Here is a 13196-nt window from a genome sequence, read left to right as displayed (position 1 = left end):
TAGGCTGCACCGACCAGGCGATCGAAGCGTCGCAGGCTCCGAAGAACCAGGCGATCGAATCCCACGGGGGCCGCTGCGGCGGCCCCCACCGCATGGAGGAAACCGATGAGCAAGGCCCCTCAGCAGGCGCCCGCGCGGCACGCTGCCGACAGCCACGACCTGATCCGCGTGCACGGTGCCCGCGTGAACAACCTCAGGGACGTCAGCATCGAGATCCCCAAGCGACGGCTGACGGTGTTCACCGGGGTGTCCGGCTCGGGCAAGAGCTCGCTGGTGTTCGACACCATCGCGGCGGAGTCGCAGCGCCTGATCAACGAGACGTACAGCGCCTTCGTCCAGGGGTTCATGCCGACGCTCGCCCGACCGGAGGTCGACGTCCTCGAAGGGCTGACCACGGCGATCACGGTCGACCAGCAGCGGATGGGCGGCGACCCGCGCTCCACGGTCGGCACGGCCACCGACGCCAACGCGCTGCTGCGCATCCTGTTCAGTCGGCTCGGCAAGCCGCACATCGGCTCGCCCAAGGCGTTCTCCTTCAACGTCCCCTCGATCAGTGGCGCGGGCGCAGTCACCGTGGAGCGCGGCGGCAAGACCGTGAAGGAGCGGCGCAGCTTCAGCATCACCGGCGGCATGTGTCCGCGCTGCGAGGGCCGGGGCTCGGTCTCCGATCTCGACCTGACCCAGCTGTACGACGCTGCCAAGTCGCTCGCCGAAGGTGCGCTCACCGTTCCCGGTTACACGTCGGGCGGTTGGAACTACCGGCTGTACAGCGAGTCGGGCTTCGTCGACCCGGAGAAGCCGATCCGCAAGTACACCAAGAAGGAGTTGCACGACTTCCTGCACCACGAGCCGGTCCGGATGAAGATCGCGGGCATCAACATGACCTACGAGGGTCTGGTGCCCCGCATCCGGAAGTCCATGCTGGCCAAGGACAGGGAGTCGATGCAGCCGCACATCCGGGCGTTCGTGGACCGGGCGGTCACCTTCACCGCCTGCCCCGACTGCGACGGCACCCGGCTCAGTGAGGCGGCCCGGTCGTCGCGGATCGGCAAGGTCAACATCGCTGACGCTTGTGCGATGCAGATCAGCGATCTGGCTGCCTGGACCCGAGGACTTGACGAGCCGTCAGTCGCTCCGCTGCTCGCCACCCTTCAGCACACCCTCGACTCGTTCGTGGAGATCGGCCTCGGCTACCTCTCGCTGGACCGGCCGTCGGGCACGCTGTCGGGCGGCGAGGCGCAGCGCGTCAAGATGATCCGCCACCTCGGCTCCTCGCTCACCGACACCACCTATGTCTTCGACGAACCCACCACGGGCCTGCACCCGCACGACATCCAGCGGATGAACGAACTGCTGCTGCGACTGCGGGACAAGGGCAACACGGTGCTGGTCGTGGAGCACAAGCCGGAGGTGATCGCGATCGCCGACCACGTGGTCGACCTCGGTCCCGGCGCGGGCTCGCACGGCGGCACGGTCTGCTTCGAGGGGACGGTGGACGGCCTGCGAGGCAGCGGCACCATCACCGGCCGCCACCTCGGCGACCGGGCCGCGCTCAAGGAGGCGGTGCGCAAGCCCACCGGCGTCCTGGAGATCCGCGGCGCGAGCACCAACAACCTGCAGGACGTCGACGTGGACGTGCCGTTGGGGGTACTCACGGTCATCACCGGGGTGGCCGGCTCGGGAAAGAGCTCGCTGATCCACGGGTCGCTGCCGCAGCGGTCGGGGGCGGCCGACTCCGGTGTGGTGTCGATCGACCAGGGTGCGATCCGCGGTTCGCGGCGCAGCAACCCGGCGACGTACACCGGGCTGCTGGAGCCGATCCGCAAGGCGTTCGCGAAGGCCAACGGCGTGAAACCGGCCCTGTTCAGCGCCAACTCCGAAGGTGCCTGCCCGAATTGCAACGGCGCGGGGGTCATCTACACCGACCTGGCGATGATGGCCGGCGTCGCCACCACCTGCGAGGTGTGCGAGGGGAAGCGCTTCGACGCGTCGGTCCTCGAATACCACTTCGGCGGTCGCGACATCAGCGAAGTACTGGGCATGTCCGTGGACGAGGCCGAGGCGTTCTTCGGCGCCGGTGAGGCGCGCACGCCGGCCGCGCACGCCATCCTCAAGCGGCTCGCCGATGTGGGGCTGGGCTACCTGACGCTCGGCCAGCCGCTCACCACGCTCTCCGGCGGCGAGCGGCAGCGGCTCAAGTTGGCGACCCACATGGCGGAGAAGGGCGGCGTCTATGTGCTGGACGAGCCGACCACCGGTCTGCACCTGGCCGATGTCGAGCAACTGCTCGGCCTGCTCGACCGGTTGGTCGACTCCGGCAAGTCGGTGATCGTGATCGAGCACCACCAGGCGGTGATGGCGCACGCCGACTGGATCATCGACCTGGGCCCCGGCGCCGGACACGACGGCGGTCGGATCGTCTTCGAGGGCACGCCCAGCGACCTGGTCGCCGCCCGCTCCACCCTCACCGGCGAGCACCTGGCGGCGTACGTCGAGGCCTGACCGGGCTGCGGTCCGGGTTCGGGCGGGTGGAGCGGGGCGGGGGGCACGTAAGGGGCGGGGTCGGCCGAGGGGCTGGAACCAGTCAGCCGAGGGGCGGCCACTCCACCAGCTGCTGGAGGACGGCCTGATCGCCCTCGCGCTGTACGGCCGCCAACGGCAGGCGGCCGTACAGCGCGAGCAGCAGTTCGCCGGCCGGGCCGCGCAGGCTCGCCTCGACAGCTGTCGTACCGTCGACCAAGTGGGCACCGGCGGAATCGAGTTCGAGCGGCCAGGACGTTCCTTCCGCCGCGTGCAAGCCGATCCGGACCGGATCGTGCGGCCAGGGGCCACTGGAGCCGTAGATGACGGCGACGAACTCGGCGATGCCGTCCAACGCGATGCCGGCCGGGATCGACTGCGGGGCGCCGAGGGCCAGTTGGGCGTCGTAGGCGTGTACGGCGGCCTCGTGGACCTGGCGACGAGCCACCGCGCCCGCCGTCACGGGTGCCCCGCTGGCCGCCCACCAGGCCCAGCACCCGGCCTCGGGGCCGGCCTTGCGCAGCGCGCTGACCAGCGTCTCGGTCGCCGCGGCGAGCTCCGCGAGCGCCTCGGCGGCGGGGGCCCCGGCAGCGGACGGCTCAGCGGCGGGCAGGTCGGCGACCGCCGGCGGGTGGTCGCTCGGCCCGGCCGCCACCGTGGCAGCCCAGAAGCGCTGCACCTTGGCGAGGTGCGCGACCAAGTCCCGCAGCGACCAGTCCGGGCAGCTGGGCACCCGGCCCTCGAGGTCGGGTGCGGCGGCGACGGCCTCGCTCAGGGCGGCGGAGCGGTCCTCGATCAGGGCGAGGAGTTCTTCGAAAGGCGGAGTCTGGGTCATCGTGACGTTCTAGCAGACAGCACCGACAGGGGCCGCCGTGGCGGTGACCCATTGGCTCTTCACCGCCGGAGAGGCACCGGTGATGTCCCGTCAGTTGCTCAACTGGGGGCGGCACCGGTGAACCGCTCTGGTCCCGGTGGCCGCGTTGGGAGTTGCCGCCGACCGCGCGGCCCGACTGAGTGCGCGAACACCACTGACGCTACCCGACCGGTGACTCGGCGCCGCCGGCCCGCGTCGCGGTGCTGAACGGCGCCCGTGGTTCCCAGCGCGCCGGCAGGTCGCGCATCAGCAGGGCGCAGTCCACCACCGCACTGCCGGGCGGGAATCGGTCCGGGTCGTCGAAGTAGGAGGACTCGGCGGCGGTCACCCGGCAGGGCGTCATCTCCCAGGCGTCGGTGTGCAGGGTGACGGCGTCCAAGTGGTCGGCGCGGCGGGAACCGGGGCGGGCGGGCTCGGAGAGTCCGCAGCTGCCTGCGCGGAAGAAGGCAGCTGCCTCGGCCAGGTCGCCGAAGAGGTGACTGCCGGTCAGCTCGGCGGTGGTGGCGGCGGTGACCGATACCCGCAGGGCGTGGTCGCGGGTGGTGAAGGACAGGCTGACGGTGTCGCCGGTGTCCCGGGTGCGGAAGTCGGCGCGGCCGTGCGGCCCGGGAAAGAGGCGGCCTCCGGCCCAGGCGTTGAGCCGCGAATCGGTGTCCCGGCGCGGTATGTAGACGCCCGTCTCGGTCCCCGCCGGGCCGTCCCACTCCACGGCGAACCGGTGGGCGGCGTTCTCGCTGCGGGCGCCGAACCGCCAGGGCGCCCAGCTCGGACGGACCGCGGCGAGCCGGATCAGACAGATGCCGGCGACGGCATGTCCGTGGCTCAGTTGGGGCCGCAGCGGCGCGGGCAGCAGGCGGGCGGCGACGGCCGGATCGACGCGGTAGTTCACCAGCAGTCGGCGCTCGACGGTGCTGGCCATGGTGGGCTGGAGCATCAGACCTCCTCGTGGTCCGTGGTGCCCGGTGTGGTGCGCCACCGGGTGTGGCGCAGCACGATCTGCTCCGGACAGACGGCGCTGAGGAACCGCCCCACGCAGATCGCCAGCCGGTCATCGGCCAGTGCGTAGAGGATCCGGTTGGCGTCCCGCCGTTCCGTGATCAGCCGGGCCTCCTTGAGCACCTTGAGGTGTCTGGAGACGGAGGGCCCGCTGATGGTGAACAGGGACGCGATCTGCCCGGCCGCCAACTCACCGCCCCTGAGGTGCTCCAGGATCTGACGCCTGGTCGGGTCGGCGAGCGCGCGGAAGACGCTCGCCTCGTTGTCCGTCTGAGTCATGGTCACTATTTAGCCATGTAGCTAAGTTGCTAAACACGCGGGCTTCCGATGACTCGACGACCGGCCCAGACACAGGCACAGAAACAGGCCCGGGCGCAGGCGCAGGCGCAGGCACAGGCCCGGGCCCGGGCGCAGGCGCAGACGCAGGCCCGGGCATAGGCGCAGCACAGGCACGCCAACGCGTCGGGCCCGGCCGGCTGACCGACCTTGGGCCCGACGGCGGCGGTGATGTCAGGCGAGCGCCAGGCTGATCTGGTCGCCGAAGACCACCCAGCGCTGGCCGGGGTCGCGGTCGTCGCACGGCTTCACGGAGATGTCCGGGGTGTGCCAGGTGTTGGAGAGGCAGTAACCCGAGGCGAAGGTGAGCGAGATCCGCTGCCCCGCGAAGCTCCAGTACTGGCCCAGACTGCCGGCGTCGCACGACCGCGACGACACGTCGGGGCTGCCCCACGTGTTGGTCAGGCAGTAGGCGCGGTCGTTGGTGAGGGAGATCTGGTTTCCTTGCAGGGTCCAGTGCTGGCCGCGGTCGCTGGAGTTGCACGGCTTCGAGGAGATGTCCGGGGTGTACCAGGTGTTGGCGAGGCAGTAGACGCCCGGGGTGCGCACGGTGCGCGGGCTGCCGGCGTGGGCACTGCCGGCGGCGCCGGCCGCACCGGCGGGCAGGAGGGAAGCCGACAGCGCCAGCGTGGCGAGGGCGAGCGTCTTGCGGAAGGCGATGGCCATGAGGCGTTTTCCGTTCTCGCTGCGGAAGTTGTGCAGTTCGAGCACGAGCGAGCGGTGTCCGCCCAGCCCGTGCCCAATGGCATTGCGATTAGCAGCATCGTCCGTCAGCGAATTGCTGAAGCCCCGAATGGCGTACTTTCGCTCGGGCGTGTGAATGTGAGGCGATCCGACGGCGCGTTCCCCGTGTGCGCGCCAGGGAAGCGCTGTCCGCGCCGGGAGGCTCGAACCGAAGGTGCGGCTGCGGGCCGGAAAGGTGACTGGATGGCTGAGAAAGCGAACGGGAGGCGAGCGGCTCGGGGGCGGCGCTCGCAACTTCCCGGTCGTCGAGCCCCGGGTACGGCCACAGGTTCCACGGTCACCGGGTTCCCTCAGCGGTCGGTCAACACGGCGGCCGGCCTGGTGAGATCGACCGTCGGCTCCTGCTCCGGCCGCATCGACGATCTCCGCACTGCGGTCGTCCTCCAAGTCCCGACTCGAGTCCCGGCTTGAGTCCCCGCTTGAGTCCCGGCTTGAGTCCCGGCTTGAGTCCCGGCTTGAGTCCCGGCTTGCCCGGAGCACCGCCGTGCGGCGCCCGGGCGAGCCCGCCCCGGCTGGTGCCGTCGCAAGATCGCTCGTCCTCCTCGGGGAACGGCCGGGCGGTCAACTCGTCGGTGATCGAGAGCCGCCCGTCGAGGGAACGCGTGACGGGGGCCGGCTCGGCACGGCCTGAGCCCGGCCGGCGCGGGCGGCGGACCGCCGGGGAGGGATCAGTCGCGCAGAGTCGGCCTGCCTACCGTGAGTGCCGCGTCGGCGGCGTCGAGGATCTTGCCGAAGGTGTGCGCGATGACGGGCTTGGCGAACACGCGGGTGATGGTCGCGCCGAACGGGAGACGGACCTGGAAGGTGGTCGTCCACGCGACTTCGGTGCCCCCGGCGACTTCGGTGAAGGTCATGCGGCCGAGTTCGTGCCGGGACGGCGGGAAGCTGCGTTCGACGGTGTAGTCGAAGTCGTACGGCGGGTGGTAGCTGGTGACCCGCTCGCGGAACCAGCCGATCGCCCAGGTGTGCAGCCGGACCGCGCCCACCCCGTAGGGCGCCCCCGCACCCGCTCGGGCGAGTCGCGCCCTGAGGATGAGCGGGGAGCGGGTGTAGTTGGTGGTGGTGGCGCACCAGTCGAACACCTCCGCGATCGGTGCCGCGATGACGCGTCGAACGGTCAAGGTCTCCATCGTCGTCCCCTCTCCGGGCCGGCCAGCGGTACGGCCTGACAACCGCACCCGACAGGTGGACAGGACGCCGTACGCGAATGTGACACCGCCGAACAGTGACGTGGGTCACGGCCGGGCGTCCCCATTTCATCACTCAGCGTAGCCAAAGAAACTCGCTCCTTCGTTCGATTCTGACTGGCTTTTGAACGAACGGATGTTCGATACTGACCTTGTGGCGACCCCTGTCCTGCTCCCCCGGGTGGCGCCGGCTCCGTCCGCGGACGGTCCGGTGCCGGTTCCGGCTGCGCTGGCGCGGCTGCTGCCCGGGCGGGGGCTGCGACGGGGCGCGGCGGTGTCGGTGGCGGATGACGCGGGGCTGCTGCTCGCGCTGGCCTCGGGCGGTGCGGGCGCGGCCGACGCGTGGTGCGCCTCGATCGGGCTGCCCGAGCTGGGGCTGCTGGCCGCCACCGGGTACGGGATCGACCCCGGACGGCTGCTGCTGGTCGACGAGCCGGGGCGGCAGTGGCCCGAGGTGGTGGCGGCGCTGGCCGGCGCCGTGGAGGTGCTGCTGCTGCGGCCGAGCACCGGGCTGGTGCCGTCGCAGCTGGCGGCCCGGCTCGGCGCGGTCCTGCGGCGCAGCGGCTGTGTGCTGCTGGTGGCCGGTCCGTGGCCCGGTGCGGAGCTGCGGCTCAGCGTGCGGGACAGCCGCTGGTTCGGGCTGGGCGCGGGGCACGGTCTGCTGTCGGGGCGGCAGGCGCGGGTGCTCGTCGAGGGTCGCGGGGCGGCGGCGCGCGGGCGGTCGGGGTGGGTGTGGCTGCCGGACGAGCACGGGGTGGTGCGGGGGCTGACCGAGGCCGAGCAGGCCGAGGTCGACTCCCACCGGGGCACGGCACGGGGCGGCGCACTCGCGCCCGCCGCCGTCGGGGTGGGGTTCGGCGAGCGCGGGCTGCCGGGCGACGCGGTGGGGCGGGGGCGGCTGACGGCGGTGTGAGATGGCTGCGGTCGAGGAACGCGCAGGCGGCGACGGGAGGGTGGGCGGCGCCGCGGGCGCAGGCGGCGACAGGAGCGTAGGCGGCGCCGCGGACGCACGCGTTGAAAGGGGCACGGACGGCGCCGAGGGCGCAAGCGGTGCCAAGGCCCCCGGCGGCGAGGGCCCGGCCGCCGCGCGGGTGCTGGCGGTCTGGTACCCGGACTGGCCGATCATCGCCACCGGCGGACTGGCCGGGCCGGACGCGCTGGTCGCGGTGGTCGAGGACGGCCGGGTGCTGACCTGTTCGAACGCGGCGCGGCGAGCCGGGGTGCGGCGCGGGCAGCGGCTTCGGCTGGCCCACCGGCTCTGCCCGGAGCTGCGGTTGCGCGAGCGGGATCCGGAGGCCGAGACCCGGCGGTTCGAATCCGTGGTGGCCGTGCTCACCGAGTTCACCCCTCGGGTGGAGGTGCTGCGGCCCGGGCTCTGCGTGCTGCCGGTGAAGGGGCCCGCCCGGTACTTCGGCGGGGAGCAGGCGCTGGTCGACTCGGTGCGCCGGACGCTGGCGGAGTTGGGTGCCGAGCGGCGGACCCGGGACGAGGCGGACCGCGAGACCGACTGGGGCGGTCCGCTGCCGGAGGGTCCGGAAGGAGCTGAACCCCAGGAGCGACCCGCCGTGCTGCCGCCCGGCCCCCGGGTCGGGGTCGCGGACGGGGTCTTCGCGGGCGTGCTGGCCGCGCGGGCGGGGGTGCTGGTGCCGGCCGGGCGGACGGCCGAGTTCCTGGCCCCCTACCCGGTCGGCGCGCTGGAGGACCCGGCACTGGCGGAGCTGCTGGTCCGGCTCGGCCTACCCACCCTGGGCGACTTCGCCCGGCTGCCCGCCGGGACGGTGGCCGACCGGTTCGGCCCGGCCGGCCGGTTGGCGCACCGGTTGGCACGCGGCCTGGAGGCCCGTCCCCCGGCGGCACCCGCACCCGGGGTCGAGCTGGCGGTGGAGCACCGCTTCGATCCGCCGGAGCTGCTGGCCGAACCGCTGGTCTTCGTCGGCCGCACCCTCGCCGAGCAGCTGCACAGCGGGCTCGCGGCAGCCGGGCTGGCCTGCCGGCGGGTCTCGGTCGAGGTGTCGTGTGCCGATGGCAATTCGGCTGCCCGGCTCTGGCAGCACGAGGGGCGGCTCTCCGCGCCGGCGCTGGCGGAGCGGGTGCGGTGGCAGCTGCAGGCCTGGCAGGGCTCGGGGTTCTTCGCGCCGACGGCCGGGGGCTTCACCGCGCTGCGGCTGGTCCCGGACGAGCTGGTGCCCGACCAGGGCAAGCAACTCGCGCTCTGGGGACAGACCGTGGTGGCCGACCGGGTGGAGCGGGCCGCGGCCCGGGTGCAGGCGCTGCTGGGCTACGGCGGACTGAGCCGGGTCGAACGGGTCGGCGGGCGCGGCCCCGGCGAGGTGCTGGTGCGGGTGCCCTGGGGGGAGCATCCGGCGCCGGCCGCCGATCGGGACGCACCCTGGCCCGGGCGGCTGGGCCACCCCGCGCCCGGGGTGGTCTGGCCGGTGCCGGTGCCGGTGGCCGTGCTGGACGCCACCGGGCAGCCGGTGGGGGTGAGCGGCCGGGCGGAGGTCTCGGCGCCGCCCGCCGGGCTGCTGCTGGACGGGCGGCTGCTGGCGATCACCGGCTGGGCGGGGCCGTGGCCCGCGGTCGAGCAGTGGTGGGATGCGGAGCTGTCCCGGCGGCGGGCCAGGTTCCAGGTCACCCTGGCGGACGGCCGGGCGCTGCTGCTCGTGGTGGCGGGCGGCGGCTGGGCCGTGGAGGGCTCCTACACCTGAACAACCAATCCTTCGTATGTAGTTGAGAGAGATCCCGTCATGGCATTCGACAGCAAGCACCGGCTCCCCTGGAGTGAGCTGCGGCGCCGGATGACCACGCCCGCGGCCACCGGTTCGCCGGCGGACAGCCCGGCCGCGGAGACCCAACCCCGGGACACCCCGGCCGTGGAGACCCCACCCCAGGACACCCCGGCCGTGGAGGCCCCACACCCGGACACCCCGGCCGTGGAGGCCCCACACCCGGACACCCCGGCCGTGGCGCCCCTGCCCGCGCCGCCCGCCGGGCTGCCCTGGGCCGAGCTGCACGTGCACTCCGCCTTCAGCTTCCTGGACGGTGCCGACGAGCCGGAGGCCCTGGTCGCAGAGGCACTCAGACTGGGCGTGGAGACCTTGGCGGTGACCGACCACGACGGCCTGTACGGCGCGGTCCGGCTCGGCCTGGCCGCCCGGGGGACGGGCCTGCGAACCGTCTTCGGCGCCGAGTTGAACCTGCGCACCGGCCGCGGCAACGGACTGCCCGACGAGCACCTGCTGGTCCTGGCCCGCTCCCCCGAGGGCTACCGCCGGCTCTCCGCCGCGATTGCCGCCGCCCAGCTGGCCGGCGGGCACAAGGGGCGCCCGGACTACTCCTTCACCGAGCTGGCCGAGGCGCACGGCGGCGAATGGGCGGTGCTCACCGGCTGCCGCAGCGGACGGGTGCAGCGGGCCCTGGCCGAGCGCGGCCCGGATCCAGCCGAGCGCGAACTCCGGTCACTGGCCGAGGCGTTCGGTCCGGAGAACGTCTTCGTCGAGCTGATCGACCACCGACTGCCGGGCGACGATCCGCGCAATGACGCGCTGGCCCGACTGGCGGACCGCACCGGGCTGACCGTGGTGGCCTCCAACAACGTGCACCACGCCAGTCCGGCCGGGGGGCGGCTCGCCCAGGGGCTGGCCGCGCTGCGGAGCCGCCGCACGGTGCGGGATGCGGCCGGCTGGACCAGGGCGGCGGGCACCGCGCACCTGCGGTCGGCGGCCGAGATGGAGCGCCGGTTGGCCAGGTTCCCGGGCGCGAGGCAGGCCACGGCGGAGCTCGGCCGTGCCTGTGCGTTCGAATTCGCCGCGCTGGCCCCGCAGTTGCCCGCGTTCCCGGTGCCGCCCGGCGAGACCGAGTTCAGCCATCTGCGCGGGCTGACCCTGCGCGGTGCCGAGCGGCGGTTCACCCCGGACAACGCTGCCGCCCATGCCCAGGTGGCCAAGGAGCTGGCCGTGATCGGTGAGTTGGAGCTGGCCGGCTACTTCCTGATCGTGCACGACATCGTGGAGTTCTGCCGGGCCGAGGACATCTGGTGCCAGGGTCGCGGCTCGGCGGCCAACTCGGCGGTCTGCTACGCGCTGGGCATCACCGCGGTGGACCCCATCCACTACGGGCTGCTGTTCGAGCGGTTCCTCAGCATGGAACGGGACGGGCCGCCCGACATCGATCTGGACATCGAGCACCGGCGCCGCGAGGAGGTGATCCAGTACGTCTACCAGCGCTACGGGCGCGAGCACGCCGCCCAGGTGGCCAATGTGATCACCTACCGCCCCCGCCTCGCGCTGCGGGACGCCGCCCGGGTGCTCGGCTATCCGATGGACCAGGTGAACGCCTTCTCCCGGCAGGTGGACTTCCACTCCGCGCCGCGCGAGGATGCCGTGATCCCGGCCGACGTGCTCGACCTCGGCCGTCAACTGCACGGACTGCCGAGGCACCTGGGCATCCACTCGGGCGGCATGGTGCTGACCGGGGAGCCGATCGGGCGGATCTGCCCGACCGAGTGGGCCCGGATGCCGGGCCGCTCGGTGCTGCAGTGGGACAAGGAGTCCACGGCCGGCGCCGGGCTGATCAAGATCGACCTGCTGGGCCTCGGCATGCTCTCCGCGCTCCATGACACCTGCGACCTGGTCGCCCGGCACCACGGCGAGCGCTGGGACTTGGCGAGCATCCCACCGGACGACAAGGACGTCTACGAGATGCTCTGCCGGGCCGACACCGTCGGGGTCTTCCAGGTGGAGTCGCGGGCCCAGATGTCCACCCTGCCCCGGCTCAAGCCGCGCGAGTTCTACGACCTGGTGGTGGAGGTCGCACTGATCCGCCCGGGGCCGATCCAGGGCGGCTCGGTGCACCCCTACCTGCGCCGCCGGGCCGGCCAGGAGCGGGCCGACTGCCCGCACCCGCTGATGAGGCGGGCCCTGGACAAGACGCTCGGAGTGCCGCTGTTCCAGGAGCAGATGATGCAACTGGCCATCGACTGCGCGGGGTTCAGCGGCGCGGAGGCGGACCGGCTGCGCCAGGCGATGGGCGCCAAGCGCTCCCACCAACGGGTGGCCGAGTTGCGGCAGCGGCTGCTGGACGGCATGGCCGAGCGCGGCATCCCGCAGCCGGTGGCCGAGGACATCTTCAGCAAGATCGAGGCGTTCTCCAACTACGGCTTCCCGGAGAGCCATTCGATCAGTTTCGCCCATCTGGTGTATGCCAGCGCCTGGTTGAAGTACCACTACCCCGCGGCCTTCACCTGCGCGCTGCTCGCCAACCAGCCGATGGGCTTCTACTCCCCGCTGAGCCTGATCTCCGACGCCCGCCGGCACGGCGTGAAGGTGCACCCGGTGGACGTCAACGCCAGTGCGGCGGAGCCGACCCTGGAAGGACCCCGGGACGCCCCGGCGATCCGGCTGGGGCTGGCCACGGTGCGCGGGCTGGGCGAGGAGCACGCCTCGGCGGTGGCGGCGGGCCGGCCCTACCGGGACCTGGCGGACTTCGCCCAGCGGACCAGGCTGCCGGTGGCGGTACTGGAGGCGCTGGCCACCGCCGGGGCGTTCCGCTGCTTCGGCCTGACGCGACGTCAGGCACTCTGGGCAGCGGGCGCGGTGGCGGTCACCGGCGAGGCGGATCCGCTGCCCGGTACCGCTCCGGGGGCAACGGCTCCGCAACTGCCGCCGATGACACCGGTGGAGGAGACCATCGCCGACCTGTGGGCGACCGGCGCGTCGGCCGACGGGCATCCGGTGGAGCACGTCCGCCCCGCACTGCGGCACATCGGCGCGGTGCCCGCCGGGGAGCTGGCCGGCCTGGCGCACGGCTGCGAGATCATCGTGGGGGGCCTGGTCACGCACCGGCAACGCCCGCCCACGGCGGGCGGGGTGCTCTTCCTCAGCCTGGAGGACGAGACCGGGCTCATCAACGTGGTCTGCAACCGCCCGGTCTGGGAGGCCCATCGCCGCACCGCGCTGGACCGGGCCGGCCTGCTGATCCACGGCCGGCTGGAGCGCAACCACGGTGCGATCAACGTGGTGGCCACCCGGATCTCACCGCTGCGGGTGGCGGTGCCGTGAGGAGTCCCACCCGCCGACCGTGTCACGCACTGCGCAGCAGCACCGCGGAGAGCGGCACGAAGCCGCCGGAGCCGCCGACAGCCGGGTCCTCGCCGCTGGTGCGGCGGATCAGGTTGACGGCGATCCGCTGTGCCTGCTGCTTGGCGCGCTCGGCGACCGGACCCTGGTGGCGGCCGTCCACGGTGGCGGACCAGAGCTGCACCCAGCGCCCGTAGTGCTCGGCGGTCAGCGGCCGGCGGGCGTGCAGGGCGGCGTGCGGGGCGAAAAGATTGCGGCGGTACTCGGCGCTGCGCAGCAGCGAGCTCGCCCAGAAGTCGGTGATGTGCGGGAGGTGCGCCTCCAGGTCCATCTGCGCGAAGTGCGGGCCGATCAGCGGGTCGGCGAAGGCGGCCCGGTAGAACCGGCGCAGCAGCAGATCCAGGTCACCCCGAGTAGTGATGTCGCTCCGCATGCAGATCTCCTCTCCCGTCCTCCACCGTA

At 72.9% G+C, this 13196-nt stretch carries 10 protein-coding genes; 4 read left to right on the top strand and 6 right to left on the bottom strand.

The window, feature by feature from the left end; all coding sequences use genetic code 11:
- The first annotated feature begins 105 nt into the window (after positions 1–105).
- Positions 106–2502, top strand: a complete 2397-nt coding sequence (locus LN042_RS00050) for an ATP-binding cassette domain-containing protein (protein WP_230047622.1) — start codon at positions 106–108, stop codon at positions 2500–2502.
- Between the two features lie 82 nt (positions 2503–2584).
- Here LN042_RS00050 and LN042_RS00045 read toward each other — a convergent pair whose 3' ends face one another.
- The 5 genes from LN042_RS00045 to LN042_RS00025 form a co-directional block, all read right to left on the bottom strand.
- Positions 2585–3355, bottom strand: a complete 771-nt coding sequence (locus LN042_RS00045) for a maleylpyruvate isomerase family mycothiol-dependent enzyme (RefSeq protein WP_230047621.1) — start codon at positions 3353–3355, stop codon at positions 2585–2587.
- Between the two features lie 199 nt (positions 3356–3554).
- Positions 3555–4328 carry a DUF2071 domain-containing protein gene (locus LN042_RS00040; RefSeq protein WP_230047620.1) on the bottom strand — a complete coding sequence of 258 codons (774 nt, stop codon included), beginning with the start codon at positions 4326–4328 and terminating at the stop codon, positions 3555–3557.
- Entirely contained in the window at positions 4328–4669 is a 342-nt protein-coding gene (locus LN042_RS00035; protein WP_230047619.1) for a metalloregulator ArsR/SmtB family transcription factor, read from the bottom strand. The genes LN042_RS00040 and LN042_RS00035 overlap by 1 nt, the downstream gene beginning before the upstream one ends.
- A 231-nt stretch (positions 4670–4900) precedes the next feature.
- Positions 4901–5437 (bottom strand): ricin-type beta-trefoil lectin domain protein, encoded by a 537-nt coding sequence (locus LN042_RS00030; protein ID WP_230047618.1) that lies wholly within the window; start codon positions 5435–5437, stop codon positions 4901–4903.
- A gap of 701 nt (positions 5438–6138) precedes the next feature.
- Positions 6139–6600: an SRPBCC family protein gene (locus LN042_RS00025; protein WP_230047617.1), complete on the bottom strand. Its 462-nt coding sequence runs from the start codon at positions 6598–6600 to the stop codon at positions 6139–6141.
- 211 nt (positions 6601–6811) lie between these two features.
- On the opposite strand from LN042_RS00025, the gene imuA' reads away from it, so the two are divergent.
- Genes imuA' through LN042_RS00010 form a run of 3 tightly spaced genes read left to right on the top strand, consistent with a single transcriptional unit; the run spans position 6812 to position 12716 of the window.
- Positions 6812–7570, top strand: a complete 759-nt coding sequence (imuA', locus tag LN042_RS00020; RefSeq protein WP_230047616.1) for a DnaE2-dependent mutagenesis accessory factor ImuA' — start codon at positions 6812–6814, stop codon at positions 7568–7570.
- A gap of 1 nt (position 7571) precedes the next feature.
- A complete protein-coding gene (locus LN042_RS00015) occupies positions 7572–9365 on the top strand; it encodes a DNA polymerase Y family protein (protein ID WP_230047615.1) in 1794 nt (597 codons plus the stop codon).
- Positions 9366–9404: 39 nt separating this feature from the next.
- Positions 9405–12716 carry an error-prone DNA polymerase gene (locus tag LN042_RS00010; RefSeq protein WP_230047614.1) on the top strand — a complete coding sequence of 1104 codons (3312 nt, stop codon included), beginning with the start codon at positions 9405–9407 and terminating at the stop codon, positions 12714–12716.
- Positions 12717–12738: 22 nt separating this feature from the next.
- On the opposite strand, the gene LN042_RS00005 is transcribed toward LN042_RS00010, so the two are convergent.
- Positions 12739–13167: a group III truncated hemoglobin gene (locus LN042_RS00005; RefSeq protein ID WP_230047613.1), complete on the bottom strand. Its 429-nt coding sequence runs from the start codon at positions 13165–13167 to the stop codon at positions 12739–12741.
- Positions 13168–13196 lie beyond the last annotated feature (29 nt).

Source organism: Kitasatospora humi (genome assembly GCF_020907985.1).
In the GTDB taxonomy this organism is placed as follows: domain Bacteria; phylum Actinomycetota; class Actinomycetes; order Streptomycetales; family Streptomycetaceae; genus Kitasatospora; species Kitasatospora humi.
The sequence above is the reverse complement of the archived record's forward strand: the minus strand, read 5'-3'. Positions and strand labels throughout refer to the sequence as shown.

Excerpts from the sequence above, each read along its gene's own strand:
- LN042_RS00010 (WP_230047614.1), top strand. The coding sequence starts at position 9,405 with ATGGCATTCGACAGCAAGCACCGGCTCCCCTGGAGTGAGCTGCGGCGC.
- LN042_RS00025 (WP_230047617.1), bottom strand. The coding sequence starts at position 6,600 with ATGGAGACCTTGACCGTTCGACGCGTCATCGCGGCACCGATCGCGGAG.
- LN042_RS00045 (WP_230047621.1), bottom strand. The coding sequence starts at position 3,355 with ATGACCCAGACTCCGCCTTTCGAAGAACTCCTCGCCCTGATCGAGGAC.
- LN042_RS00005 (WP_230047613.1), bottom strand. The coding sequence starts at position 13,167 with ATGCGGAGCGACATCACTACTCGGGGTGACCTGGATCTGCTGCTGCGC.
- LN042_RS00015 (WP_230047615.1), top strand. The coding sequence starts at position 7,572 with ATGGCTGCGGTCGAGGAACGCGCAGGCGGCGACGGGAGGGTGGGCGGC.
- LN042_RS00050 (WP_230047622.1), top strand. The coding sequence starts at position 106 with ATGAGCAAGGCCCCTCAGCAGGCGCCCGCGCGGCACGCTGCCGACAGC.
- LN042_RS00040 (WP_230047620.1), bottom strand. The coding sequence starts at position 4,328 with ATGCTCCAGCCCACCATGGCCAGCACCGTCGAGCGCCGACTGCTGGTG.
- LN042_RS00035 (WP_230047619.1), bottom strand. The coding sequence starts at position 4,669 with ATGACTCAGACGGACAACGAGGCGAGCGTCTTCCGCGCGCTCGCCGAC.